At 64.6% G+C, this 25041-nt stretch carries 22 protein-coding genes; 6 read left to right on the forward strand and 16 right to left on the reverse strand.

Annotated features, from left to right (window positions below; genetic code table 11):
* The 3 genes from XI06_RS00845 to motA are packed head-to-tail and all read right to left on the reverse strand — an operon-like array spanning window position 1 to window position 2130.
* Entirely contained in the window at window positions 1–315 is a 315-nt protein-coding gene (locus XI06_RS00845; protein WP_237862758.1) for a hypothetical protein, read from the reverse strand.
* On the reverse strand, window positions 296–1237 hold the full coding sequence (locus tag XI06_RS00850; RefSeq protein ID WP_271604408.1) for a flagellar motor switch protein FliM: 942 nt from the start codon (window positions 1235–1237) through the stop codon (window positions 296–298). Before XI06_RS00850 ends, XI06_RS00845 begins: the two co-directional genes overlap by 20 nt.
* Window positions 1234–2130, reverse strand: coding sequence for a flagellar motor stator protein MotA (motA, locus tag XI06_RS00855; protein WP_237862760.1), 897 nt, complete (start codon window positions 2128–2130; stop codon window positions 1234–1236). Before motA ends, XI06_RS00850 begins: the two co-directional genes overlap by 4 nt.
* Window positions 2131–2284: 154 nt before the next feature.
* Here motA and XI06_RS00860 point away from each other — a divergent pair, with 154 nt between their 5' ends.
* The 4 genes from XI06_RS00860 (at window position 2285) to XI06_RS00875 (ending at window position 6653) form a co-directional block, all read left to right on the forward strand.
* A complete protein-coding gene (locus tag XI06_RS00860) occupies window positions 2285–3076 on the forward strand; it encodes a DUF1217 domain-containing protein (RefSeq protein WP_271604409.1) in 792 nt (263 codons plus the stop codon).
* A gap of 3 nt (window positions 3077–3079) precedes the next feature.
* The gene (gene flgF, locus XI06_RS00865) at window positions 3080–3808 is read left to right on the forward strand and encodes a flagellar basal-body rod protein FlgF (protein WP_237862763.1); all 729 of its coding nucleotides are present in this window, start codon (window positions 3080–3082) and stop codon (window positions 3806–3808) included.
* 39 nt (window positions 3809–3847) lie between these two features.
* Window positions 3848–5173, forward strand: a complete 1326-nt coding sequence (gene fliI, locus XI06_RS00870; protein WP_271604410.1) for a flagellar protein export ATPase FliI — start codon at window positions 3848–3850, stop codon at window positions 5171–5173.
* Window positions 5174–6017: 844 nt separating this feature from the next.
* Window positions 6018–6653: a MarR family winged helix-turn-helix transcriptional regulator gene (locus XI06_RS00875; RefSeq protein ID WP_237862766.1), complete on the forward strand. Its 636-nt coding sequence runs from the start codon at window positions 6018–6020 to the stop codon at window positions 6651–6653.
* An 808-nt stretch (window positions 6654–7461) separates the two neighbouring features.
* Here XI06_RS00875 and XI06_RS00880 read toward each other — a convergent pair.
* Window positions 7462–8526 (reverse strand): ketopantoate reductase family protein, encoded by a 1065-nt coding sequence (locus XI06_RS00880; RefSeq protein ID WP_271604411.1) that lies wholly within the window; start codon window positions 8524–8526, stop codon window positions 7462–7464.
* Window positions 8527–8884: 358 nt separating this feature from the next.
* Here XI06_RS00880 and XI06_RS00885 point away from each other — a divergent pair, with 358 nt between their 5' ends.
* Window positions 8885–10396 carry an ATP-binding protein gene (locus XI06_RS00885; protein WP_237872439.1) on the forward strand — a complete coding sequence of 504 codons (1512 nt, stop codon included), beginning with the start codon at window positions 8885–8887 and terminating at the stop codon, window positions 10394–10396.
* A 5-nt stretch (window positions 10397–10401) separates the two neighbouring features.
* On the opposite strand, the gene XI06_RS00890 is transcribed toward XI06_RS00885, so the two are convergent.
* From XI06_RS00890 to XI06_RS00935, 10 genes are all read right to left on the reverse strand, one after another.
* On the reverse strand, window positions 10402–11382 hold the full coding sequence (locus XI06_RS00890; RefSeq protein ID WP_442869399.1) for a HoxN/HupN/NixA family nickel/cobalt transporter: 981 nt from the start codon (window positions 11380–11382) through the stop codon (window positions 10402–10404).
* 150 nt (window positions 11383–11532) lie between these two features.
* Window positions 11533–12273 carry an ABC transporter ATP-binding protein gene (locus XI06_RS00895; protein WP_271604413.1) on the reverse strand — a complete coding sequence of 247 codons (741 nt, stop codon included), beginning with the start codon at window positions 12271–12273 and terminating at the stop codon, window positions 11533–11535.
* Window positions 12270–13118, reverse strand: a complete 849-nt coding sequence (locus XI06_RS00900; RefSeq protein ID WP_237862771.1) for an ABC transporter ATP-binding protein — start codon at window positions 13116–13118, stop codon at window positions 12270–12272. The genes XI06_RS00895 and XI06_RS00900 overlap by 4 nt, the downstream gene beginning before the upstream one ends.
* Complete coding sequence (locus XI06_RS00905; protein ID WP_237872447.1) at window positions 13118–14941, reverse strand: ABC transporter permease; 1824 nt, start codon at window positions 14939–14941, stop codon at window positions 13118–13120. The genes XI06_RS00900 and XI06_RS00905 overlap by 1 nt, the downstream gene beginning before the upstream one ends.
* A 53-nt stretch (window positions 14942–14994) precedes the next feature.
* Window positions 14995–16149: an ABC transporter substrate-binding protein gene (locus tag XI06_RS00910; RefSeq protein ID WP_237872449.1), complete on the reverse strand. Its 1155-nt coding sequence runs from the start codon at window positions 16147–16149 to the stop codon at window positions 14995–14997.
* A gap of 61 nt (window positions 16150–16210) precedes the next feature.
* On the reverse strand, window positions 16211–16789 hold the full coding sequence (locus XI06_RS00915) for an alkylhydroperoxidase domain protein (RefSeq protein ID WP_237862775.1): 579 nt from the start codon (window positions 16787–16789) through the stop codon (window positions 16211–16213).
* Between the two features lie 15 nt (window positions 16790–16804).
* Window positions 16805–17404, reverse strand: a complete 600-nt coding sequence (locus XI06_RS00920) for a CMD domain protein (RefSeq protein WP_237862776.1) — start codon at window positions 17402–17404, stop codon at window positions 16805–16807.
* A gap of 31 nt (window positions 17405–17435) precedes the next feature.
* The gene (locus XI06_RS00925) at window positions 17436–18470 is read right to left on the reverse strand and encodes a putative FMN-dependent luciferase-like monooxygenase (protein ID WP_237872451.1); all 1035 of its coding nucleotides are present in this window, start codon (window positions 18468–18470) and stop codon (window positions 17436–17438) included.
* A 125-nt stretch (window positions 18471–18595) separates the two neighbouring features.
* A complete protein-coding gene (locus XI06_RS00930; protein WP_237862778.1) occupies window positions 18596–19390 on the reverse strand; it encodes a MetQ/NlpA family ABC transporter substrate-binding protein in 795 nt (264 codons plus the stop codon).
* 162 nt (window positions 19391–19552) lie between these two features.
* Entirely contained in the window at window positions 19553–20995 is a 1443-nt protein-coding gene (locus XI06_RS00935) for an MATE family efflux transporter (protein WP_237891068.1), read from the reverse strand.
* Window positions 20996–21142: 147 nt separating this feature from the next.
* On the opposite strand from XI06_RS00935, the gene XI06_RS00940 reads away from it, so the two are divergent.
* Window positions 21143–21718 carry a TetR/AcrR family transcriptional regulator gene (locus tag XI06_RS00940; protein WP_237872457.1) on the forward strand — a complete coding sequence of 192 codons (576 nt, stop codon included), beginning with the start codon at window positions 21143–21145 and terminating at the stop codon, window positions 21716–21718.
* Between the two features lie 30 nt (window positions 21719–21748).
* Here XI06_RS00940 and XI06_RS00945 read toward each other — a convergent pair whose 3' ends face one another.
* Both XI06_RS00945 and XI06_RS00950 read right to left on the reverse strand, forming a co-directional pair.
* The gene (locus XI06_RS00945; protein ID WP_237891067.1) at window positions 21749–24070 is read right to left on the reverse strand and encodes a molybdopterin guanine dinucleotide-containing S/N-oxide reductase; all 2322 of its coding nucleotides are present in this window, start codon (window positions 24068–24070) and stop codon (window positions 21749–21751) included.
* Window positions 24071–24332: 262 nt separating this feature from the next.
* Complete coding sequence (locus XI06_RS00950) at window positions 24333–24896, reverse strand: hypothetical protein (RefSeq protein WP_271604414.1); 564 nt, start codon at window positions 24894–24896, stop codon at window positions 24333–24335.
* Window positions 24897–25041 lie beyond the last annotated feature (145 nt).

A 25041-nucleotide genomic window follows, 5' to 3' on the forward strand; every position in this document is an offset into this window, starting at 1 on the left:
CTAATGCTTGTTGGCCTCAGGACCATTCGCGGTCACGGCGCCCTGCAGCCCAGTGCGTGCATCGAGTGCCGCGATCGCCTCGTGGGCTTGATCGATCTTCGCGCTCAACACATTGGCAAGCCGGCCCAGATTTGCGGTGGAATCGTGCGCCGCGGTAATCACGGTGTCGAAGGCGCCGGCGGTCTCGTGAACGATGGTCGAGAATTCGCCCTGATAGCTGCGCAGCTTCGCGAGCTCGCGGTGCATCCGGGTCACCCGCATGCTGGTGAAGGCCAGCGCGATCAGCAGCACCGCATCAACGAGATAGGATATCATCGACGAACTCCCGCTTCTGATCGACGGGATCTGCCACCTGCATGGCGTAGTAGCCATCGAGCTGGCCGATCTGGCACCAGAACAGCACCTGGTTGTTGCTCTCGAGCCGCGCCAGCGTGCGCGGCGTGGCCTCGAGCTCCAGGATCTGCCCCACCTTGAATTTGACGACGTCCTCGAGGGTGATCATCTTCTCGTCGAGCACAGCGCTCAGCGTCACCTCGGTGCGGTGAACTTCGCTCTCCATCTGCTCGCGCCAGCGCGGATCGGCTGCGCCGCCCTCGCTGACGACGACGTGGGCAAGCTTTTGCCTGAGCGGGTTGAGCGCGGAGTGCGGTATGATGAGGAACATCTGGCCGCCGCGATAGAGCGCCTGCAGCATGATGTTCGCGCAGATCGACATGTTGCCGCTGCGCCCGATCGCCAGCGACGCCATCGCCGTCTCGACCCGCTCGACGCGGAAGGTGACGTTGGAGGTGCCGGCGAAAGCGGCTTGCAGCGCCTTTGCGAACCGATCGAACAGCGCCTGGACCAGGCGGATCTCGATGTTCGAGAAAGTGCGTTCGACATCGAGCGGGGGCTCGGCGCCATCGGAGCCGAACATCGCCTCGACCATCGTGAACACGAAGTCACGGTCGAGCATGATAATGACGCGCGAATCCCACTGCTCGGCATAGAGCACGGCGGCGACCGCATTGCCTTCGTAGTCCTTGATAATGTCGCCGACGCGGTCGTTGGTGATGCCGTTGACCGAGAAGTAGCAGGGCGTGCCGGCCATCGGCTGCAGGCTGTCCGTGCACGATGCCGCCATGCGATCGAAGATCACATTGAGCATCGGCATGCGTTCGATCGAGATGCCGGCCGCGTCCAGCAGGTAGTTCGGCAACTGCTTGCGCTGATCGACCTCGACGTCTTCCATCCTCATGCGCGTGCAGCCTTGGGTTCAGCGTCGGTCACGACGGCCTTGGGACCTGCGATCGTCTCGTTCTCGACGACATCGATCGACGGCCGCTCGGAGCTCGCGATCATCTTGCGGCCGTGCTCGACGGCGATCTGCGGCATGGCGCCGTTCATGAACGCCAGCAGGGTCTGCTTGACGATGATGTAGGGCCGGCACTTCTTCTCGCGCGTCATCTTGATCTTCAGCGCGAAGGGCGAAATGATGCCGTAGGACAGGAAGATGCCGGCGAAGGTGCCGACCAGCGCCGCGCCGATGAAGCCGCCGAGCAGCTTTGGCGACTGGTCCAGCGCGCCCATGGCTTTGATGACGCCGAGCACCGCCGCGACGATGCCGAGCGCCGGCAGCGCCTCCGACACCACCACCAGCGCATGATAGGGCGTCAGCTTGCTCTTCACGATGGTGTGGATCTCCTCGTCCATCAGCGCCTCGATCTCATGGGTACGGGCATTGCCCATGATGATGAGGCGCACATAGTCGCAGATGAACTGGAGCAGGGACGAGTCGCCGAGCACGCTCGGGAACGCCTTGAAGATCTCGGAGGACGAGGGATCGTCGATATGTGCCTCGACCTCGTTGCGGCCCTTGCCGCGCAGCTCGCGCATCAAGGCATGAAGCGCGCCGAGCAGGTCAAGATAATAGCGCTGGCCGGGCACCGCGCCGGTGACGGCCTGCATGCAGGCGACCCCGGTATCCACCACCGTCTTCCACGGATTGGCCACGATGAAGGTGCCGACCGCAGTGCCCATGATGATCACGAACTCCCACGGCTGCATCAGCACGGCCAGGTGCCCGCCCATGGCGGCAAATCCGCCAAGCAGTGCTGCCACCGTGATGACAATCCCCACGAAACTGCCCAACGCGCCGCTCCATCGCCGATCCCATCGGGAATATCTAGTTGGCGACGCTTGCGCGAAGCTGGCTTGCACACCCCTTCCGGCCTCGCCAGCCCCGCGCAAGCAATTCGCGGCAGCTTGAGACGATGTCGCAGCAGCGACCAGAGGGGCGCGTGCCATGCTATCCACGATCGCGGATTACACCAGGCTGACAACCGACATGAGCAAGTCGCTGACTCAGGTTGAGCAGCAACCGGACGTCAGCCGCGATACCGCCTACTATCTTGCCAATATCGGCAAGGTGAAGAGCATCGACGATTTCCTGAACAACTATAAGCTCTACTCCTATGCAATGAAGGCTTTCGGCCTGGACGACATGATTTACGCCAAGGCGTTCATGCGGAAAGTGCTGACCGAGGGCGTCGCGACATCGAACACCTTCGCCAACAAGCTGAGCGACAGCCGCTACCGGGAGTTCGCCGCCGCCTTCAACTTCGCGGCGCTCGGCGCCAATGCGACCCAGAGCACCGCGGCCACATCAGGCACGACCAGCCAGTATGCCACCCAGACACTGGAGCAGGACGCCGGCGACCAGAATGAGGGCCTGCGGCTGGCGCTCTATTTCACGCGCAAGGCCGCCTCGATCACGAGCCCCTACCAGATCCTCGCCGACAAGGCCCTGACCCAGGTGGTGCAGACCGCGGAGGGCTGGTCGTCGATGATCAGCTCGTCCGATATCGACATGCAGGCCAAGATGATCACGGACAAGATCAACCTTGCCGATTTCAAGGACCCGACCAAGGTGACCAAATTCGTGCAGCGCTTCGCGGCGATGTGGGATGCGACCCAGGCCCAGAGTGATAGCTCGACCAACCCCGCGCTGGTGCTGATCACCGGCGCCTCGACGTCGTCGGCAAGTCTCGACACCGATATGCTCACGACACTTCAGAACATCAAGTTCAGCAGGTAAGTCATGCAATCGGCTCTCTACGTCGGATTGTCGGCCCAGGTCGCGCTCGAGAAGCGCCTCCAGACGATCGCCAACAACGTCGCCAACGTCAACACGTCGGGCTTTCGCACCGACGTCGTGAAATTCGAGACGGTGCTGTCCAAGGCCGGCGCCAACCCGGTCGCGTTCTCCTCGCCCGGCGACAACATCATCTCGCGCGAGCAAGGCAACATCACGGAGACCGGCAACCCGCTCGACGTCGCCGTGGTCGGACAGGGCTGGATCGCCTTCGCCGGCCCCAACGGCACGGTCTATACCCGCGACGGCCGCCTCCAGATCGCCGCCAATGGCGACCTTCAGACGGTGTCGGGTTTCCCCGTCATCGATTCCGGCGGCGCGCAGCTCACGCTCGATCCCAACGGTGGACCGGTCTCGATCTCGCGCAGCGGCGCGATCACCCAGGACAACAACGAGATCGGCACCATCGGCCTGTTCAATATTCCCGCCGATGCCAATCTCGATCGCTACGGCAATTCCGGCGTCACGCCCGACCGGCCCGCGACCGCCATCGCCGATTTCAGCCGCGATGGCTTTAAGCAAGGCTATGTCGAGGGCTCCAGCGCCAATCCGATGATGGAATTGACCAAGCTGATGTCGGCCTCCCGCGCCTTCGACAGCACCAACTCGCTGATCGACGGCACCGAGAGCGCGCTCCGCAACGCAATCCAGACGCTGGGCGATCCTAGCAAGTAGACGTGCGCGTCGCGCGTAATTTTGGGGTGGACTGTTTCCTTGAACGCTCTTCGGCAACTTGAGTGGGCGATGCTCGAGCTCGAGCAGAGCACGCCATTGGCAAGCATCAGCGGCGCGATCTCCGAGATCGCGCCGACGCATTTTCGTGTCTCCGGCCTGTCGCGCTCGGTCAAGCTCGGCGAGCTGATCGGCGTCAATACCGGGGCCAAGCCCCAGATCGGCGAGGTGGTGCGGATCGACAGCGACGGCATCGTGGCCAAGCCGTTCGACCGGCATTTCGCCGGCGGGCTCGGCGCGGTCGCCTACCGCATGCCGCCGCTGTCGTTCGCGCCGGGTTCGAGCTGGAAGGGCCGCGTTATCAACGCGCTCGGCGTGCCACTGGACGGAATAGGGCCGCTCACGCCAGGGTCGAGGGCCGTTTCGGCCGAGGCGGAGGCGCCGCCGGCCATGAAGCGGGCGCGCGTGCACAAGCCGCTGCGCACCGGCGTCCGCGTCATCGACCTGTTTGCGCCGATCTGCGCCGGCCAGCGCGTCGGCATCTTTGCCGGCTCGGGCGTCGGCAAATCGACGTTGCTTGCCATGCTCGCCCGCAGCCAGGGCTTTGACACCGTCGTGCTGGCGCTCGTCGGCGAGCGCGGCCGCGAGGTGCGCGAATTCATCGAGGACGTGCTCGGCAACGACCGCAACCGCGCCGTGACCATCGTATCGACGGGCGATGAAAGCCCGATGATGCGACGGCTGGCGCCAAAGACGGCGATGGCAGTGGCCGAATATTTCCGTGACCGCGGCGAATCGGTGCTTCTCATCGTCGATTCGATCACCCGCTTCGCCCATGCCGCCCGCGAGGTCGCGCTGGCGGCCGGCGAGCCGGCGGTGGCCCGCGGCTACGCCCCGACGGTCTTCACCGACCTGCCGCGGCTCTTAGAGCGCGCCGGACCCGGCGAGGAAGGATCCGGGACCATTACCGGCATCTACTCCGTGCTGGTCGATGGCGATGATCACAACGAACCGATCGCCGACACCATCCGCAGCACGCTGGACGGGCACATCGTGCTCTCCAGGCACATCGCCGACCAGGCGCGATATCCGGCGGTGGACGTGCTGGCCTCGGTTTCGCGCCTTGCTCACAACGTATGGGACCCTGAGGAGCGCGAATTGGTGAGCAAATTGCGCTCCCTGATCGCCAAATACGAGGACACTCGCGACCTTCGCCTGATGGGCGGGTACCAGTCGGGACGCGATTCGGGGCTCGACCAGGCTGTCGACATGGTGCCGCGAATCTACAACGCCATGCGCCAAGACGCCTCGGCGCCGGCGAGCGCGGATCCGTTCCGCGAGCTCAGGGACATGCTCAAGGGCGACTAGCGGCACGGCTTGCCGGCCGCGCGCGGCGCGTGCCCTCGCTTCCTGCCTGCGACCCGCGCATCGTGGCACAAACTGCATAGGCGCTCGTTCGCCGGCGATGTCAGTCGCGCGAATCTCAGCCGTTAGGATGAGACGATCAGCATGGTCGCGGAAGACGACACCCGGATGATGCTCCAGGCATAATCCCGCGACAACCGCCGCGTGCATTCCCTGCAAATTCCCCTGACGCTGCGTTGGCGATTTCCGAAGCAGATCGCAGAAGTTGTGGATGACTTTCGTGTTGCGCGTCGCCTGTCCTGCACAAGCTTCGATCAACTGCATCAACGACAGACAGCAATATGCGTGCAATCCGGCACGCGTAGAACTACGTGATCTGGCTTGTTTCACTGCGTATTGCGTTCAACTTCATGTGTCCCAGAGAGCGAGATTGTCTTGAACATTACATTGGTCTGCAACGACATTCGTTCTCGAGTACTCTCTCTACTTGATTTTGTTGAGAAGCTCATTCATCGTTTCGATGGAACATAAGAAACGTCTGCGTGTGACTTGAACTCAGGGGCTTCGGTTGAGCAATTCCGATCCATCGTCCAGAAGTGACGGCAACTCGGGCTTGCGTACGACGACCTTGCGGTTGGCATGGCATCGGCGGCACCGTTTCTTGCGCAGCATCCTGCGACGCTCATCAGTCCGGGGCGAAAGCCTCGCCATCCAGGCCTTTGTGTTGGGCATGAGGCACTCATCGGACGCGGCTGAGCATCCGGCTTTGCGCAAGATATTCGTGCGCCATGGTGGAAAGCGGCTTCGGGGCGCCGCACACGCGATTCCCGGGGCAAGGTAGGAATTTATGCCGTTGGCACGCGAAGCAGTCGAGCTGCTGGTTCAGGCGGCCAGAGCCTGGTACTTCGAAGGTAATCAACACGGATTGCGCGATCGGGAGTGGATGGCGCTGCGCTTTCTCGGCCGCGCCAATCGCTTCTCGCGCACGCCGTCCGCGCTTGCCGGGTTCATTGGCGCGACCAGAGCAACCGCGTCGCAGATCGTGAAGACGCTGGAGAGCAAATCCTTCCTGGTGCGAAAGCCGTCGCAGGAAGACAAGCGCTCTGTCGTTCTGCACGTCACGCCGCAGGGCGAGAAATGCCTGAACCAGCATGACCCGATCAATCACGTGTTGAATGCGGTCAATTCGCTCGGCACCGAGGAATGCGTAAGGCTCCGCGACTCGCTCCGCGAGGTTCTCAATCATCTCGATGCGGCCCATCAGCGGCTCGACGCCAGCATCTGCCGCGATTGCATGTTCCTGGCCGAGCGCAGCCCCGGCACGGGCAAGGGCCGCACCACCGCCGAGTTCATGTGCCGGCTGTATCGTGCGCCGGTCTCGCTCGAGGAGACCGAGCTGCTGTGCACCAGCTTCGAGCGCACCCGCGACCGCCCCAAGATCGAAGATCATTTCGATCGCGCGCGCGTGGCAAGCCAGGGGTGAGGCTGTAGTGCGGGAGGGTGGGCAAAGGCGCAAAGCGCCGTGCCCACCATATGCTTGTAGTAGGCACGCTTCCGCTTTGCCCGTCCTACGATATCGTCGCCTGCGGCAAGCAGCTCCAATCACGGACACACTTTCGCAGCATCGCGGCGCGTTTGCCCGAGCTTTGCTTGATCTCTCCACCCTCTCAATCGAGAGGGCGCAGGGAAGACCGGGTGCCGGCGCGGTCTGCTGCGCGAAAAATGTAGCGCAAGAAGACCGCACAACAGCATACAGGTGAAGCCCAACACACGGCCTTCCCTGCGCGATGGTTTGACGGCTTATGCCGTGCTCTCCCGGGAGCCGAATTCCTTCTGGCCTCCCTCGCCTCGCGAATTAGCGATGTGGTTGATCCGGTTGGACGCTCCACACCTCCGCGACAGGCTTGACCGTAGCGACGACGGCCGAGACCACACGGTTTTGCCGTACGCGCGCTCGCCAGCGCCACAGAGGCTTTCGGCAGTGTGCACACGCGCCGCAAAGCATGTTGGCACGACGAACTGACAGCGCCGCTCGTCCACACGCGGCTTCGGGCTCACAGGGACTACCCACCCTGCCCGCGCCATCTCGTGCCGACGCTGCCGCATCCACCGCAAGCCCGGCTCGCGAAGCGTGACGACGTACGATCGCCCCTCAAGGTGAACCGGGATGGGCGACACATACGTCATTTCCGAATTTCGGTAAAACGAAATATTTTCACCGGCGCGGATTGACAGCCCTTGCGGGTGTTTTGCCGTTGGGGCGCCCGCCCCCGGATGATCGAGGCGCGCCGTTACTGCGCGCCCGATCCGCCCTGCACGATCTTCTCGTTCAGCTTCTGGTCGACGGTATCGACCGTGCGGTCGATCTCGGCATTCGGCGCACCGAGCTGGTGCGAGATCAGCTTCACCAGCAGGTCGACGCGCTCGATGAAGGGCGCGCCGCTCGCGACCGCCCGCGCCGCCGATGACGGCTTCAGCAGGCTTTCGGCGGCCTTGGCGTATTTCGCAAACGGCACCTGGTCCGCGGGATCGGCGCCGAGGCGGCGGGCGATGGCATCGACATGGTCATAGATCGTCTGCGAGCGCTTGAGGTCACCGTGCACGGCGTCGCGGATCGACTGCGGTTCGTTCGGCGTGATGCAGCGGTAGTTGCCGGTGAGCAGCATCGACCATTTGGCCAGCGGCACGAACAGGGAATCAAACACCTTCAGCTTGACCGGCACGTCCTTGCCGTCGAGCGTCACCGCGTCGATGTCGGCCTCGAGCTCGCGCAGCACCTTGTTGTGCTTCTCGTCGGCAAAGACCGAGGCCTTGAAGTTGGTGGGCAAGCCGACATGCAGCACGTTCGCGGCTTCCTCCGGCGGACGGAAAGCCTGCGGATCGGGCGAGCACAGCGTCACCAGCCCCGGCTCGAACCGCTCCCACACCTGCGCATTGGTGTAGGCTTCCTCGAGATCCATGTCTGACAGCGCCGGGATACGCTTGAGATAAGGTAGCGGCGGCATGTTCATGATCGACAGGCACGGCAACTTCGCCGCGGCGATCTTGACCATGAGCATGCGAACCGTGTGGTTGGTGTATTGCGGCTCCTGCATTGCAAGGCCGACGAGATCATAGCGGGAGACGTCCACATTCTGCGGCGTCACGGCGTCGAGCTTGCCGGGCAGGTCGCGCGAGAAAATGGCGCGGTGGACCGCCTCGTCGCGCAGCTTGATGCGCACCTCGGTGCCGTCGCGGTTGATCAGCTCCGCGGTCTTGGCGCGGCAGACCAGGGTCACGTTATGCCCGGCCATCAAGAGCTTGGTGCCCAGCAGGGAACCGTAGGAAGCTCCCAGAATCAGAACGTTGCGCGCCATGATCGTCCCCTCGAAAATGTGTGTGATTTTTGAGCCCCGGCCGTTGTCCGCGGGTGCGTTGCAGCATCTAAGGCAAACTGGGCGGGGATGGCAACTGGGATAATGCATACAAGGAGCGCCCGATATTCCGCTGTGCGGATAGCGCCGGCAGGCCGATTCACTTCACCAAATGCGATTTACCCGAAATATGGATGCATCGCTGATCCCGCCGTCATCCCAACCCGCACTTCTACGGCTTTCAAATCCCAACAGAAATTCCGCCGTGGGCAACGCGACGTGTTCCCTCGTGTTTCGCTCGACGCGTCCCGCTTCGATTGATAAGCCGCTGTCCGCGAATGACGGGGCTTGAGTCGGGGACATGACGGTTGCGATCGAGATGGGTCTGACCACGGCGGGAGCCGGGGCGGCCATGGACCTCGAAGAATTGCTGGCGACCCGTCTCCTGGTGCAGGGCAATTCCGGCTCCGGCAAGTCGCATCTGCTCAGGCGCCTCCTGGAGCAGAGCGCGCCCTGGGTGCAGCAGGCCATCATCGATCCCGAGGGCGATTTCGTCACGCTGGCCGAACGCTTCGGCCATCTGGTGATCGACGCCGAGGATCACACCGAGCGCGGCCTGCAGGTGGCGGGCGAGCGCGCCCGGCTGCATCGCGTGTCCACCGTGCTCAATCTCGAGGGGTTGGACGCCGAGAATCAGATGCGGCGCGCGGCTGCGTTCCTTGGCGGCATGTTCGACGTCGAGCGCGACCATTGGTACCCGATGCTTGTGGTGGTCGACGAGGCGCAGCTGTTCGCGCCGGCGGTTGCCGGCGAGGTGTCGGACGAAGCGCGAAAATTGTCGCTGGGCGCCATGACCAATCTGATGTGCCGCGGCCGCAAGCGCGGCCTTGCCGGCATCATTGCGACGCAACGTCTGGCCAAGCTCGCCAAGAATGTCGCGGCCGAGGCGTCGAACTTTTTGATGGGCCGCACCTTCCTCGACATCGACATGGCGCGCGCCGCTGATCTGCTCGGCATGGAGCGGCGGCAGGCCGAAGCCTTTCGCGATCTCGAACGCGGGCAGTTCATGGCGCTGGGACCGGCGCTATCGCGCCGCCCCTTGCGCCTGAATATCGGCCCAACCGAAACATCCCCGCGCAATTCGACGCCGCGGCTGATGCCGCTGCCCGAAGCGACGCTGGAAGATGCGCGCGCCGTGATCCTGGCTGCGCCGCCGCCGGACGCCAGCCGGCCGCAGCGCCGGCCTGCGCCTGATCTGCTCGAGCAGCTTCGTGCGGCCAAGGCGGCAGCGCCTGAAATCAGCACTGAAGAGGTCGAGGAGCCGGTCAGTGCCGCAGAGCTCGCCGAACGGCGCGAGCGCGTGGACCGGACGTTGCGCGCGGTGCTGGCCGCGCCCGATGCCGGCTTCCGCGCCATCGGCGTGCTCTATCAGGAGTTCGTGGTCCGCTGCCGCATCGAAGGCCTCGGCGCGTCCGTGCCTGACCTTACCGAATTCCGCCGCATGCTGACGCATGCGCGCGCGGGCCTCGGCACGGACATTGCCGGGGACGATTCCTGGCGGGAGGTGACGCTGCGCGCCTCGATCCTGCCCGACGACATGCAGGGCGTGTTCATGATGCTCGCGCGCGCGGCCAAGGAAGGCTGGCCCTGCCCCGGCGACATCGCCATCGCCCGCGCCTATGGCTCGCATTCGCTGCGCCGGGCCCAGCGCCTGCTTGGCTATATGGAGGAGCAGGGCCTGATCGTCGTTCAGCTCGACGGCGGCGGCCGCCGAATCGTCACACTGGTGGAATTGGCCTGGGCGACCGCACCTGGCGATCCCAACGGCGACGATCAGCCGGCCGAGCAAATGCCGAGCGCGGCGTCGGCCTGACGCCGTCACGCCGCCGCGAACATACGGCGATAAAGTAGGCTCGAGACGAGCCAGGCGATCCCGAACAGCGCGATCACCGCGAAACCGACATTGGCGAGCGACTCGTTCAGGCTATCGACCAACGCCCACACGCCACCATTAAGTCCAAGCCGGTCGCTGATCAGGCCAAGCGCCTCGATGCCGCCGATCAACAGCGCGACCGCGACGGACGCGCCAGTGATCGTGAGGTTGTACCAGAGCTTGCGCATGGGATCTACGAAGGCCCAGCGATAGGCGCTGACCATCAGCGCGGAGTCGGCGGTATCGACCAGCGCCATGCCTGACGCGAACAGTGCGGGGAAGACCAGGATGTCGGCGAGCGAAGCACCACGTGCCGCTTCGGTGGCGGAGATGCTGAGCAGCCCGACCTCGGTTGCGGTGTCGAAGCCGAGGCCGAACAGCAATCCGAGCGGAAACATGTGCCATGGCTTCGTCACCAGGCGGAACATCGGGCCGAGCAGGCGCGCGAGAAAGCCGCGATGCGCGAGCAGCGCCTCGAGCCCGGCGGCGTCATGAACGCCCTGCTCGCGCGCGGCGCGAAAGGTTCGCCACAGGCCGGCGAAGATGACAAGGTTGATCGCGGCGATCGCCAGCAGGAACAGCGCCGACACCGAGGTGCCGATCAGGCTGCCGATATCCTTCAACAGGCTGCCACCGCCAAGGCTGACGACGCCGAGCGCGAGCAGCATGGTCGCGATCACGACCACAGTGGAGTGACCGAGCGCGAAATAGAGACCGACGCTGCGCGGCGCATCGCCCGCCTGCATCAGCTTGCGCACGACATTGTCGATGGCGGCGATGTGGTCGGCATCGACGGCGTGGCGCAGGCCGAACACCCAGGCGAGCAGCGCAGTCGCCATCACCGCCGGCAGCTCGCCGAACGCCGCGAAAGCCCAGGCCCATACGGCGACATTGGCGGCGACGAGGCCGCCGAACAGCAGCACCATTCCGGGCTCAGCCGCCCGCACAGACCATCTCGTCACGTCACGCATTCCGCCGCGCGCCCCATTGCGTCAACGGTATGATCTTTTCAGATAATTGTCACACTGACCAGCGCAAAACCCGAACCGCCGAGGCGGCATTCGCGCATAGCCGCCTTACGCGGCTTCGCTGCCGCCGAGATAGGCGTCGCGCACGCGAGGGTCATCCTTCAGCGCGCGCGCCGGGCCCGAGAGCACGATCTTGCCGGTCTGGAGCACATAAGCCTCATGCGCGATTTCGAGCGCAAGGCTGGCGTTCTGCTCGACCATGAAGATCGAGACGCCGTCCTGGTTGATGGTGCGGATCAGCTCGAGCACGCGGTCGACATAGAGCGGCGACAGGCCCATGGTCGGCTCGTCCATCACGATCAGGCGCGGACGGCTCATCAGCGCGCGCGCCATCGCCACCATCTGCTGCTCGCCGCCTGACAGCGAGCCCGCGCGCTGCGACAGCCGCTGGCCAAGCTTCGGGAACAGCGTCAGCATCTTGTCGAGATCCTGCGCCACGGCGTCGCGGTCGCTGCGCACGAAGGCGCCCATCAGGATGTTCTCGCGGACGCTCATGTCGGCGAACAGCCGCCGCGCCTCGGGCACCGAGGCAATGCCACGGCGGACGATCTGCGGCGTGGTGAGGCTGATCAGCGAGGCACCGTCGAACGTCACCTCGCCCGAGCGTGGCTTCACCAGGCCAAGAATGATCTTCATCGTCGTCGACTTGCCGCTGGCGTTGCCGCCGAGCAGGCAGACGATGTGGCCGCGGCCCACGGTGATGGACAGGTCGAAATGCACCTGGGCCTGGCCATAGAACGTGTTGACATCAGTCAACGCCAGCAGTGGTTCGGGTGCGCCCGTGGTCATGCCGCACTCTCCTGCTCCGCTGTTCCTGACAGCCCGTGGCCGAGATAGGCCTCGATCACCTTGGGATCGCCACGCACCTGCTCGCCCGGCCCTTCCGCGATCTTCTTACCCTCGTCCATGACGATGACGCGATCGGAGAGCTGCATCACCATCTCGAGCTTGTGCTCGATCAGGAGAATGGTCAGCCCTTCTGCTTTCAATTCGGCGACGAGCGCCTGCATCTCCGCGGTCTCGCTCGGGTTCATGCCGGCGGTCGGCTCGTCGAGCAGCAAGAGACGCGGCTTCAGCGCGAGTGCGCGCGCGATCTCGACGCGGCGGCGGTTGGCATAGGACAGGCTGTAGGCCGGCTGGTCGATCCGCGGCAGCAGCCGCTCACCGAAGCGGGCGAGAATGGCTTTGACGTCTTCGCGCAGCCGCTCTTCCTCGGCCTTGACGCTTGAAGGACGCAGCAACGCCAGGCCCAGCTCCAGCAGCGGACCGATCACAGGCACGGCCGGCTTCACGGCACGCAAGCGTGTGTGCGCGCCGATCAGGACGTTGTCCATGACACTGAGATTGCCGAAGACGCGGCCGAGCTGGAACGTGCGCGCGATGCCCTGCGCGGCGAGCCGCTCCGGCGAAAGGCCCGTGATGTCCTGCCCTTCGAAGCTGACTGTGCCCCCATCCGGCCGATCGAGCCCGGTGACCAGATTGAACAGCGTGGTCTTGCCGGCGCCGTTCGGGCCGATGATGCTGACGAGCCCGCCCTTGGCGAGATCGAGATCGATGCCGTCGACGGCGGTGAGGCCGCCGAAGCGGCGCGTCAGCCCGCGCAGGGACAACAGCGGTGCGAGCGCCTCCGCCATCAGATCGTCCCCAACAGGCCTTGCGGCCTGAATCGCACGAGCAGGAGCAGCACGATGCCGTAGATCAGAATGCGGTACTCCGCCGCGATCCGGAACACTTCGGGCAGGCCGACCAGCGCCACTGCGCCGAGAATCGCGCCGACGACGTTGCCGAGGCCGCCGAGGATCACGACCGTCAGCGCCAGGATCGATTGCTGCGTGTTGAAGGTCTCGTGATTGATGTAGGAATAGAGATGCGCGGCGATGCCGCCACTGACGCCCGCTGCGAAGCCACCGAAGATGAAGGCGAGCGACTTGTAACGGTTGAGGCTAAGGCCATAGGCGCGCGCGGCGATGTCGTCATCGCGGATGGCACGAAAGCAGCGGCCGAGATGCGAGCCCAGCAGGCGCGCCTGAAGCAGCGCGAGCACGACCATCACGGCGAAGGCGAACCAATATACCGAGGCCGGGCTGATCAGGTCGTAGCCGAACAGCGAGAGCGGCGGGATGCCGGAAATGCCGATCGGCCCGCGCGTGACGCTTTCCCAGTTCAGGATCACCAGCGACACGATCTCGCCGATGGCGAGCGTCGCGATCGAGACGTAATGCCCGCGCAGGCGAAAGGATGGCGAGATCAGGATCGTGCCGAGTGCGGCGCTCATCAGGCCGCCGGCCATGATGGCGAGGCCAACAGGCACGTTCAATGTCAGCGACAGCAGCGCGGACGTATAGGCACCGATCGCGAGCAGCGCGGCGTGTCCGAGCGAGACCTGGCCGATCGTGCCGGCCACCAGCGTCAGGCTGAGCGCGAGCATACCGAGCAGCCAGGCGTTGATCAGCGTCTGGAGGATGTAGAACGACACCGGCAGCAGCGGCAGGATCGCCAATGCGACGATTGCGACAGCCAGGGCCCAGCGCGGAATACGCACTGGCCGGCTCGGCGCGATAAAGGTGCCAGTGAGTGGCTCCGGCGGCGCCTGCCGGGCGCTGGCAAACAGGCCGTTCGGCCGCAGCACCAGCACGACCACCAACAGCAGGAAGGCGAACAGATTGCGATAGCTGGTGCCGAACACGGCGACGCCGTAGCTCTCGACAAGGCCAAGCAGCATGCTGCCGATCACGGCGCCGGGCACATTGCCGGCACCGCCGACCACCTCAGCCACGACGCCCTTCAGCGTCGCCTGCAGGCTCATCGCGGTGTCGATCTGGTTGTAATACATGCCGACCAAGAGGCCAGAGACACCACCGAGCGCCGCTGCGATCCCGAACACCGTCTGGTTGACGCGGTTGACATCGACGCCCATCTGCATCGCGGCGTCGCGGTCCTGCGAGGCGGCGCGCACCGCCCAGCCAAGCTTGGTATAGCGCAGGAACACGAACAGCAGCAGCGCGCTGGAGATCCCGACGCCGGCGATCAGCAGATCCAGCGGCCCGATGGTTCCGCCGCCAACCTGAAATCGCACATCCGGCAACTGGCTCGGCAGCGCGCGCGGATTGGGCGAGAAGGTCAGCATGACCAGCTGATCGAGCACGAAGCTGATGCCGATGGTCGCCAGCAGCGGCGCGATGCGCACCGAGTTCTGAAGGGGCCGAAGGCCGAACCGCTCGATGATCAGCCCGACGACCGCGGCCACCACCGCGACGACAATGATCGTGAGCGGCAGCGGCGTGTGCAGCTGCACCACCGCGACCCAGCCGATATAGGCGCCGACGAGGTAGATCGAGCCCTGCGCGAAGTTGATCAGCCGGCTGACGCCGAAGATCAGCGCGAGCCCGACCGCAACCAGGGCGTAGACGTTACCGACGATCAGCCCGTTGATGGTGTAGTCGAGCCAGGAAGACACGCAGGGTTCCTAATGAAGGGAGAAAGGCCGGAGCTGGAGCTCCGGCCAAGAGATCAGGTCGGCTTGCCGTCCCAAAGCGCGAACTGGCCCTTGCGTACGACGAGCTCGGCATTCATCGCGCCCTTGACGCGCCGGGTGGCGACGTCGAACGTCGCGGTGCCGAAGATCACGCTCGGGACGTCCTTCACCTTGGCGAAGGCATCGCGGATCGCCTTGCGATCGGTGCCGCCGATCTTCAGCACGGCCGCGGCCATGTTCATGGCGTCATAGGCGTAGGCGTTGAAGGCATCGGGCTCGAGACCATTGTACTTCTTCTTGAAGCCGGCGATGAACTTCTGCACCTCGGGCCGCGGATCTTCCGGGAAGTAGCGCGTGCCGACATGGACGTCCTCAACGGCATCACCGCCAAGCTCGATAAACTTAGGTGAATAGACCGAGCTCGCGGCGCAGATCACCTGCTTGAGCCCGACCTGCCGCGCCTGGCGCGCGATCAGCGCACCGTCGGAGTAATAGGAGATCAGGACCAGGCCATCGGGATTGGCATCACGCACGCGCACCAGCGTGGACCGGAAGTCGCGCTCTTCGGCGATATAGCCTTCGGTGACGACGATCTCCGCGCCATATTCCTTGGCGGCGTTGTTGAAGTAGTCGCGGCTGGTGCGGCCCCAATCGGTGTTGAGATGCAGTACCGCTAGCTTCTTCAGGCCGAGGCTCTTCACCGCATAGCGCGCCAACAGCGGCTGCTCGTCGGCCTGGCTGACCGACGTGCTCCACATGAAGTCGCCGCCCTTGGTGAAGTCGGGATGCGAATTGGTAAAGCCGAACTGCACCAGGCCGCCGCGCTGATAGATCGGCGAGGCTGCCATCGAGGCGGGGCTGGAAAAGTCGCCGAGCTCCAGGACGATCTTGGGATCGGACACGAATTTCTGGGCGATCGCGACCGATTGTCGTGGATCGCTCTGGCTGTCCTCGAACTGATAGGCAAGCTTGCGGCCATTGATGCCGCCGGCGGCCGTGATCTCGTCGAGCGCGAGATCAAAGCCCTGCTTCCATTGCGTGCCATATTGCGCGTTCGGCCCGGTCAGCGGACCGCTGACGCCGAGCATGATCGGATCGGTGTCGGCGAAGGCGCTGCGGGAGGAGACTGCGCCCGCCATCATGGCGGCCAGTGAGCCCTTGACCAGGGTTCGGCGATTGATGTTGCTCATGCACGGCTCCATCCACTCAGGTGTTGAAAACAAGCAGCAAGTCTTGTGCCGGTGAAATTGCCTATTTCGAGGGCTCGCCCAGCGACAGCATGAGCCGGTTCGCCCAGTTGAAGAACGAGGCGCCGTTGATGACGTCGACGATCTCGGCATCGTCAAGGCCCGCACTGCGCAGCTCCTTGATGTTGTCAGGGCCAAACGCGATCGGCGTCGCGGCCAGCGCCACCGACGCCTTCACCACGGCGTTCCAGCGTTCGCCGAGATCGGCCTTGACGCCTTCATCGAGCAGCTTCTGCACGTCCTCGCGGCGCTTGGAATAGGTGCTGGCGAAGCGCGCATGCACCGAGGCGCAATAGATGCAGCCGTTGTAGCGCGAGGTCGCGGCCGCCGCGAGCTCGCGCTCGGCGCGCGGCAGGCCGTCGGCGACGTTGTAGAAGATGTCCTTGTCGGTCTTGGTGCGGGCTTCCAGCACCTCGGGATCGCGCACCAGCAGGCGGAAATATTCCGACTTGGCGCGGGCGCGGTCGACCAAGCCGTTGAAATGCCGTTCGGTGAGCTCGGCCTCCGGCAATGGCTCGATCCAGGAGACCCAGCCGAGCTCATCCTGGGTAAAGACGACGGGCGGATTGACGGTGGCGCTCATGATGGCGGCCTCCTCTTATGCGTTCGCGGCGGCAAGCGTGCGCAAGCCGCTGACGACCCGCACCTGGAACGACAGGAACGCGACGAGTTGGGAGAAGGTGACGATGCCGGTGGTCGACCAGCCGGCGGCGAGCAACGCCTTCATGTCGCTGGATGCCGCATCGCGCGGCCGGAACACGAGCAAATGCGCATGCTCGAGTGCCGCGACCAGCCGGGGGCTGAGGGCGGACTTGCTCGCGGCGTCCACGCGATAAATCAGGCCTGCCGTGTTCTCGATCGAGAGCGGTCCCGCCGGAAACGAGCCATAGGGGCCGGAGGTCTTGCCGCGTGCAATCTCGGCGTCGATCGCCTTAACCAGAGCCGCGCCGCCGGCGGTCGCGGCAAGCTTGTCGCGATAGAAGCTGGCAACGGGAGACTCGCCATGGAGTCCGGTCACGAAGGCCGCGACCGCGGCGCGTTCGAGCAACGAAAAATCGCCGGCATCGATCGGTTCGAACAGCGAAAGATAGCTCTTCTGCGCGTTTTCGCGCGCTTGCATGCGCTTTCCGCGAATGGCGTCCAGCGCCGATCCCGGCTCGATTCCGACAAGCGTGTCGATGATGTCAGGCGTACTCATCATAAAGCCTCATGCAATCCATCAAATCCGACTAGCCGGCCAAGGCCACTTCGGGCGCTGTCCTGGTCCAGCCCAGCGCCGGCGCAACCTTCTCCGCGACCAGCTCGATCGAGCGCAGCACCTGGGGGTGCGGCGCATCGACGGAATGGACCTGGAAGACGAGGTCGGTGATCCGCTCCAGCGTGGCGTCCGTGCGCAGCGAGGCGATCACCTCGCTAGCGCCGCCGACATGGGTGTCGAACGCCGTGATCATCTCCTCCAGTGTCTCGCCCGGGGGAAGGTGACCGCTCTTCATGAATTGCGGGAGCGCCCGGCGTAGCCCGATATCGGCAAGCCGCATCGCTTCGCGATGATCGTCCGCGACAAAGACGCTGCGCGAGGCCATGATGCGCGGCTCGGCCCCTGATGGCAGCGCTTCGAGATAGGCGTCGATGATCGGATTCTGGATCTCGGCGAGGGTAGCGTTTGGCGCATCCTTGGTCCGCGGCTGGGTACGCGAGAGCAAGAGGCCGTCGCCGGCCTTGCCGGCGCGGGCGCCGCCCGCCACCGAGAAAGTCGCCTGCCAGATGCGCTTGTCCAGTTGCGGCCGCTGCGGGTAGAGCGTGTCGCCACCGTCGAGCGGCTTGCCGGTCAGTGCCTTGCGGACCACCTCCAGATTGCGCGCAAAAATCTCGTTGCGCTGAGTGCCATCGAGGCCGAAGGCAGCGAACGCCGATGGGTTACCACCGGTGCCGACCCCGAGCTCGAAGCGGCCGTTGCAGAGTAGATCGAGGACAGCTGCGTCCTCCGCCACCCGCACCGCGCTCTCCAGCGGCAGAGTGACGATGCCGGTGCCAAGGCGGATGCGCGAGGTCTGGGCTGCGACATAGCCGAGGAAGGCGAAGGGCGACGGCAGGCCGCCCTCACGCTCGTGAAAATGGTGCTGCGCGATCCACGCGGAATCGAGACCGGCCTTCTCGGCGCGCACGATCTGCTCGGCGGCATTGCGATAGCGCTCGGCCGGCGGGGCCTCATCAAGCAGGCGCGTGAAGAATCCGAGGCGTTTCAGGTTTGCAAAGCGTTTCATACGACCCCGTCGGGCGAGAATGGGTCCCGATGATGTCGGTTGCTGGAGCAGGAAACAAGCGGGCAATGTGCAAGGCTGCCCGCCGGGATCGGTACCCCACGCAGAACTTTGGCTAGGCAGGCTGCCTACCAGCTCGGCAGCACCGCGCCCTTGAACTTGGTGAGGACGAACTCCTTGATCTCGGGTGTGTGGTAGCTGTCGACCAGGGTCTTGACCCAGGGCTTGTCCTTGTCGGCGCTGCGCACCGCGATCAGGTTCACGTAGGGTCCCTTGGGGTCCTCGCGCAGGATCGGATCCTTGACGGGATCGAGGCCCGCCTGGGTTGCATAGTTGGTGTTGATCGCGGCGGCGTCGACGTCGTCGAGCGCGCGCGGGGCCTGAGCAGCGTCGACCTCGATGAATTTCAGCTTCTTGGGATTCTCGGTAATGTCGAGTACGGTCGGCTTGAAGCCGACACCGTCCTTAAGCTTGATCACGCCCTTGTCCCGCAGCAGCAGCAGGACGCGGCCGCCATTGGTCGGATCGTTGGGGATCGAGACCTTGCCGCCTTCAGGAATGTCGGCGAAAGCCTTGTGCTTCTTGGAGTAGACGCCGATGGGGAAGTTGACGGTCAGCGCGACGGACTCGATCTTGTAGCCGCGATCGGCCTTCTGGTTGTCCAGGTAAGGCTGGTTCTGGAAGGAATTGGCCTGGATCTCACCGGCATCGAGCGCGGCGTTCGGCACCACATAGTCGGAGAACTCGATCAGCTGGATGACGAGCCCCTGCTTGGCGGCGATCGGCTTCACGGCCTCCAGAATCTGCGCATGCGGACCCGGCGTCACGCCGATCTTGATGGTCTCGGCTGAGCTTGCTGCCGACCAGGCGGCGAGCACGGTTGCGAGGATCAGGGCGGGGCGAAACGACATCTTGGTCTCCATGACTCAGCGACAACAATTGGAACCGTATTCGCTTCTCCGCCGGACGAAATCAATGAAATGGAAATTCATATTTGGCACCGGCGGCGGGCAACGCTTCTCCGTTCGCCGCGAAATGGGAAATGAACGCAAACTGAGGCAGGGGCGAGCGGCGCGCAACCCTTCCTAGGCGCGCGGCTCGGCGCGCCAGGTCGACGGTGACAGCATGATCCATACGCAGATCGCAGCGTAGGCCGCGAGCGATACCGTGACCATGGTGGCAAGCCCGGTCATTCCTGCCCCGAAGCTTGCGACAGCGATCCAGCCGCCACCAGCCGCAATCAGGATGCGCGCGATGGAGCCGGCGAGCGGGCCCAGCGCGCGGCCCGTGCCCTGGACCGCGAAGGAGGTCACGAAACCAAAACCCAGCGCGGCATAGGCCGGCGCCACGATGCGCAGGTAAGTCATGCCTTCGCTCACGACGCCTGTGTCGTGGCTGAACAGATGCAGCCAGGCGGTCGGAAAGATCGCCACCAGTAGCCCTATCGAGCCGGTCATGATCATGCCGGCGGCGCCGCTGACCCAGCCGATCCGTTGCGCGCGCGCGGTCTGGCCCGCGCCCATATTGACGCCGACCATGGTCAGCGTCGCCGTGCTGATGCCGAACAGCAGCGGAATCATGATGTAGTCGAGCCGCGAGGCGATGCCGTAGCCGGCAAGCGCGGAGGTGCCGAACAGGCCGACCGCACCGGTGACGAGGATGACGGTGAGGTTGGTCAGCACGGCATTGAACGCGGTGGGGATGCCGACCTTGAGCATGTCGCCAAAGATCTTTGCACGCAACGGCGCGATGTGCAGCCGCAGGCCGGATGCGCCCGAGGACATGTAACGCAACAGGAACAGCATCGCCGCACCGTAATAGAGACCGAAGGCAATGCCGGCGCCGCCGATGCCGAGGCTTGGGACGGGTCCGAAGCCGAAGATCAGCAAAGGCGAGACGGGAATGGTCACGATCGCGCCGATCAGCGTCACCAGCGCAGGCACCTTGACGTTGCCGGAGCCGCGCAGCGCGGCGGCCTGGAGGTTCACGATCCACACCGGAATGGCGCCGGCGAACAGATAGCTGGAATAGGTGACGGCCGCATCGAGTGCGCCGTCTCGGCCGCCGAGCGTTCGGAACAGCGCCGGACCGCCGAAGTGCACCCCAAGCGTGAACAGCCCTCCCGCAATGATCGCAAGCAAGATGGCGTGGAACAGCGCCGCATCGGCATCGTCGCGGCGCCCGGCGCCAACCGCGCGTGCCACCGACGAGGCGACGCCGGAGCCGAACCCGCCATTCGACATCATGGTCATCAGCATGAAGATCGGAAACACCAACGCGGCGCCCGCCAGCGCATCGGTGCCGAGATAGCCGACATAATAGGCTTCGGCGATGTTCACCGCCGTCTGCGCCACCAACACCATCACCGTCGGTGCCGCGAGCTTGATCAGCGTCGGCAGGATCGGCGCGGTCAGAAGCGCGGCGCGCCGCGGGTCCGCGGACGTCACTGCCGGGCGAGGCGCTGCCGCGCTACGCGCCGGGACCTCCATGGTCGGCATTGATGATGCGGCGACGTCCTCGACTGACATTCCTGAGGTCCTGTTCCGTTCCGAGGCTGCCGCAGCAGCTATTGAATTATAATCATAATGTATTATTATGATCGTAATGCAATAGCTAATCGCTCACGATGTCGTGGCCATGGATTTCAGGCCGGGCATCGGGAGGGAGTTGAGGCCATGCGCTACGAAAAAGGACACAAGGACGAAACCCGCCGGCACATCCTCGATGTCGCCTCCGCCCAGTTCCGCGAGAGCGGAATCGCCGCGGTCGGCCTCGCCGGCATCATGTCGGAGGCCGGTCTCACCAACGGCGCCTTCTACACCCACTTCGCCTCCAAGGAGGATTTGGTGCGGGAGGTGCTCGTGGACGTGCTCACCCGGCGCCAGGAGCGCCACAAGGCCAATCTCGAGAGTGGCATCGCGGTCGAAACCGTGATCCGCGACTATCTCTCAGCGCGTCACCGCGATCGCGCCGACAGCGGCTGCCCGACTGCCGCGCTGGTCGCCGAGATCGCGCGGCATCCCAAGGCAACACGCGATGCCTTCACCGGCAAGGTCTCCGACATCGTCGGGCTGATGGCGGAGCAGATCAGGCAAGGCACCGCAGACGAGCGACGGCGCAAGGCGATCACGATCTATTCGACCATGGTCGGCGCACTGCAATTGGCGCGCGCGGTCAACGACAAGCAGTTGTCCGATGAGATCCTGGAGAATGCGGTGGACGCCGCGGTGACGATCGCGAACGCGCGCTGACGCGCTCGCACGTTCGGCTGCCATGTGTGGCTACACCGGATCAAACGCCCGGATCGGCGGCAGGTTGCCGGTGAATTTCTCCAGCTCCACCGTGGTGAGCTGGCCGGTGCAGCCCTGCGCGAAGGACGAGGTGCCGATGTCGCGGGTGAGCACGTTGGGATTGCCGTGAACACAAAGCGGCGCGTCGTCCTCGGGGTCCATCGGGTCGTACCACGCGCCGGTCGGCAATTGCACGACACCGGGCGCGATGTCGTCAGTGACATGCACCGCGGCCAGGCACGCGCCGCGCTCATTGAACAGGCGAATGATGTCGCCGTTCTTGATGCCACGCGCGTCAGCATCCCGAGGATTCATCCGCGCGACTTCGCGGCCGCGATGCTTGGCGCCGAGCGAATGTCCGCCGAAATCAAGCTGACTGTGCAGCCGCGTTACCGGCTGGTTAGCGACGAGGAAGCACGGCGCCCCAGGTTTGGGCATATCGGTCTTCTCGAGCCACACCGGATGGCCCGGACAATCCGCATCGCCATGGCCGGCGATCTTCGCGGAATAGATTTCGATGCGTCCGCTCGGCGTCGGCAGCGGATGCGCGACCGGGTCCTCGCGGAAACTGCGCAAGCGGCCACCATCGTCGGGCTGCTGCGGCACCACCAGGCTGCCGCGCTTCCAGAATTCCTCGAAGCTCGGAGCCTCCAGGCCGCGCTTGGCGAGCGAGGCGCGGGTCGGCTCGTAGAGATGCTCCAGCCATTGCCGCGAGCTGCGTCCCTCCGTGAAGGGCTCACGGGCGCCGAGGCGATCGGCCAGATCGGCGAAGATCTCGTAGTCGTCGCGCGCGAGCCCAAACGGCTCGGCGATGCGGTGCATCGCGACCATCAGGGGATCGTTGCTGGAGTAGCCGATGTCCTCGCGCTCAAGCGTCATAGTCGACGGCAGCACGATGTCGGCATGGCGCGCGGTCGCGGTCCAGGCGAGCTCGTGCACGACCAGCGTGTCGAGTTTCGCAAAGGCCTTGCGCAGGCGGTTGATATCCTGGTGGTGATGGAACGGATTGCCGCCGGCCCAATAGACCAGGCGAATGTCCGGATAGGTGCGCGTCTCGCCATTGTAGCGATAGGTGTTGCCGGGACTGAGCAGCATGTCGGCGATGCGCGCCACCGGGATGAAATCCCTGACACCATTCCGGCCCTGCCCCAGCGTCGGCCCGGGCACGTCGTTGACGCGGCGGCCGTAATAGCCGATTGCGCCAAGCGAATAGGCGTAGCCGCCGCCGGGAAGGCCGATCTGGCCCAGCGCTGCCGCCAGCACCATGCCCATCCAGACCGGCTGCTCGCCATGCTCGGCGCGCTGGAGCGAGTGCGAGACGGTGATCAGCGCGCGCTTGCCGGCAAGCCGGCGCGCCAGCACGCGGATCGCGTCGGCATCGACACCGCAGATCGCGGCGGCCCATTCGGCATGCTTTGGCTGACCATCGCTTTCGCCGGTGAGGTAACGCAAAAACACCGGCCACCCTTCCGTGTAGCGGTCGAGGAAGGCCTGATCGTGTAGGCCTTCGCTGACCAGCGTGTGGACCATGCCGAGCATCAGCGCGGTATCAGTGCCGGGGATGCAGGTCATCCATTCGGCGCCGGCCTCGACAGGCAAATCCTCCCGCAGGGGGCTCATCAGGATGAACTCGCAGCCGCGCTTGCGCGCCGCTTGCATTGCACCGCGTTCGACATGCTTGCTGATCGAGCCGCCGGCCACCATCGAATTCTTCAGCGCCATGCCGCCGAATGCGAGCACGATCTCGGTCTCTTCAGCAATCTGCTCCCAGGTGACGTTGCGTTTGGTGATGTCCTCGTAGCCCGCCATGATCTGCGGCAACAGCACGGAAGAGGCGCCCGACGAATAGGAATTCACCGAGCGGACATAGCCGCCCATCGCGATGTTGAGGAAACGGTGGACCTGGCTCTGCGCATGATGCAAACGTCCGGCGCTCGACCAGCCGTAAGAACCGCCGAACACGGCGCCGGGGCCGCGCGTGTCGCGGATGCGCGCCAGCTCATCGCCGAGCAGATCCAGCGCCTTTTCCCAGCTGACGGAAACGAATTCGTCGCGGCCCCGCCTGTCATCGGGACCGGGCCCGCGTTCGAGCCAGCCCTTGCGGATAGCGGGCTGCGCAATACGGGCCTGATGGCGAAGAGCGCCGGGGAAATTGTCGATGATGCCATTCGGATCGGGATCGCCGCCATAGGGTCTGACCTCGAGCCCGGCTTTGCCGTTGCGCGCCGAAAACACGCCCCAATGCGAGGTGTGCGGCTTGAATCCATCCGACAAATCGAGGCCGGGGTCGGGGAAGCCGATCGTATCGTCCATCGCGTGGCCCTCAATCGCGGAGCGCCGCGCAGGCAGCTCCGGTTGCATCGTTCGCCAATATAATGAGGCCCGCGCGTGCAGGGCAACGGAATACCGATGCGCGGAACCGCGCGCATGGCCGCATCCCACGGATCGCACGACAACGTGCGGCACGTTCCATCTAAATCCGTCATCCCCGCGCAACGGCGAAGCCGTGTCGCTGGGGTGACGTCAGGAACTTTGGCTCGCAGCCCCAATATCGGCGTTGAGAGTGCGGAGAGCCTCAACTCTGCGCGTCAACATGGCTCGTCCGACCGGACGACGCCGCCTGCTGCGCGGCGTAAGCGGACGCAGCCGAGGATGTCGGTGAATATTGCGCGAAGGATTCGGTGAGCTCCTCGGCCGCCTCGGTGAGCTCTTTCATCACGCTGGCGCTGTCCGATGCCTGATTGCCGGAGGAGTGAACGACCTCGAACGAATATCCATTCGGGAGATCGACATGGATCTTGTCGAAGACCACGGTATCGGGCGTGTCGTCATTCTGCCTTTGGGCGGTCGCGGAGGACGAACTTCCCGATACCTGCCGGTCGGCGAAATGTTGCACGAACTCTTCGATGGATTTGAGCGCGCTACTATCCAGGCCGCCGCCGCCGAAATGGACGAGGCCGACCGATATGCCGTTCGGTAGGTTGACCTTCACTTCATCATATGGCGTCCCGTCGTTCATCAGCGAGGCGAAAGTCGAGACGTCCCCTTGCGAACCGTCGGTCGATTTCGACGGGCTGGCGGATGACGACGAACTCGCCGCGCTTCCACCGACGATACTGCTCGTGCCGCTAACGCTCATTCCAAAACTCCACTGTCACTGCGAACGCACGTTCTGCGTGCAATGCGCATGCCAGAAGCGAGAGCGCTTGCAATCAAGGGGTTATCATGAATTCCGGGCAACAGATCTTTCACGCCGGCAAATCCGTCCCGGCAGAAGCTGCCGA

Origin of the sequence: Bradyrhizobium sp. CCBAU 11434, from assembly GCF_028128895.1 — a bacterium.
Classification (GTDB): Bacteria; Pseudomonadota; Alphaproteobacteria; order Rhizobiales; family Xanthobacteraceae; genus Bradyrhizobium; species Bradyrhizobium zhengyangense.

Excerpts from the sequence above, each read along its gene's own strand:
- XI06_RS00845 (WP_237862758.1), bottom strand. The coding sequence starts at position 315 with ATGATATCCTATCTCGTTGATGCGGTGCTGCTGATCGCGCTGGCCTTC.
- XI06_RS00850 (WP_271604408.1), bottom strand. The coding sequence starts at position 1,237 with ATGAGGATGGAAGACGTCGAGGTCGATCAGCGCAAGCAGTTGCCGAAC.
- XI06_RS00860 (WP_271604409.1), top strand. The coding sequence starts at position 2,285 with ATGCTATCCACGATCGCGGATTACACCAGGCTGACAACCGACATGAGC.
- flgF (WP_237862763.1), top strand. The coding sequence starts at position 3,080 with ATGCAATCGGCTCTCTACGTCGGATTGTCGGCCCAGGTCGCGCTCGAG.
- XI06_RS00875 (WP_237862766.1), top strand. The coding sequence starts at position 6,018 with ATGCCGTTGGCACGCGAAGCAGTCGAGCTGCTGGTTCAGGCGGCCAGA.
- XI06_RS00880 (WP_271604411.1), bottom strand. The coding sequence starts at position 8,526 with ATGGCGCGCAACGTTCTGATTCTGGGAGCTTCCTACGGTTCCCTGCTG.
- XI06_RS00885 (WP_237872439.1), top strand. The coding sequence starts at position 8,885 with ATGACGGTTGCGATCGAGATGGGTCTGACCACGGCGGGAGCCGGGGCG.
- XI06_RS00890 (WP_442869399.1), bottom strand. The coding sequence starts at position 11,382 with ATGGTGCTGCTGTTCGGCGGCCTCGTCGCCGCCAATGTCGCCGTATGG.
- XI06_RS00895 (WP_271604413.1), bottom strand. The coding sequence starts at position 12,273 with ATGACCACGGGCGCACCCGAACCACTGCTGGCGTTGACTGATGTCAAC.
- XI06_RS00900 (WP_237862771.1), bottom strand. The coding sequence starts at position 13,118 with ATGGCGGAGGCGCTCGCACCGCTGTTGTCCCTGCGCGGGCTGACGCGC.
- XI06_RS00910 (WP_237872449.1), bottom strand. The coding sequence starts at position 16,149 with ATGAGCAACATCAATCGCCGAACCCTGGTCAAGGGCTCACTGGCCGCC.
- XI06_RS00915 (WP_237862775.1), bottom strand. The coding sequence starts at position 16,789 with ATGAGCGCCACCGTCAATCCGCCCGTCGTCTTTACCCAGGATGAGCTC.
- XI06_RS00920 (WP_237862776.1), bottom strand. The coding sequence starts at position 17,404 with ATGAGTACGCCTGACATCATCGACACGCTTGTCGGAATCGAGCCGGGA.
- XI06_RS00925 (WP_237872451.1), bottom strand. The coding sequence starts at position 18,470 with ATGAAACGCTTTGCAAACCTGAAACGCCTCGGATTCTTCACGCGCCTG.
- XI06_RS00930 (WP_237862778.1), bottom strand. The coding sequence starts at position 19,390 with ATGGAGACCAAGATGTCGTTTCGCCCCGCCCTGATCCTCGCAACCGTG.
- XI06_RS00935 (WP_237891068.1), bottom strand. The coding sequence starts at position 20,995 with ATGTCAGTCGAGGACGTCGCCGCATCATCAATGCCGACCATGGAGGTC.
- XI06_RS00940 (WP_237872457.1), top strand. The coding sequence starts at position 21,143 with ATGCGCTACGAAAAAGGACACAAGGACGAAACCCGCCGGCACATCCTC.
- XI06_RS00945 (WP_237891067.1), bottom strand. The coding sequence starts at position 24,070 with ATGGACGATACGATCGGCTTCCCCGACCCCGGCCTCGATTTGTCGGAT.
- XI06_RS00950 (WP_271604414.1), bottom strand. The coding sequence starts at position 24,896 with ATGAGCGTTAGCGGCACGAGCAGTATCGTCGGTGGAAGCGCGGCGAGT.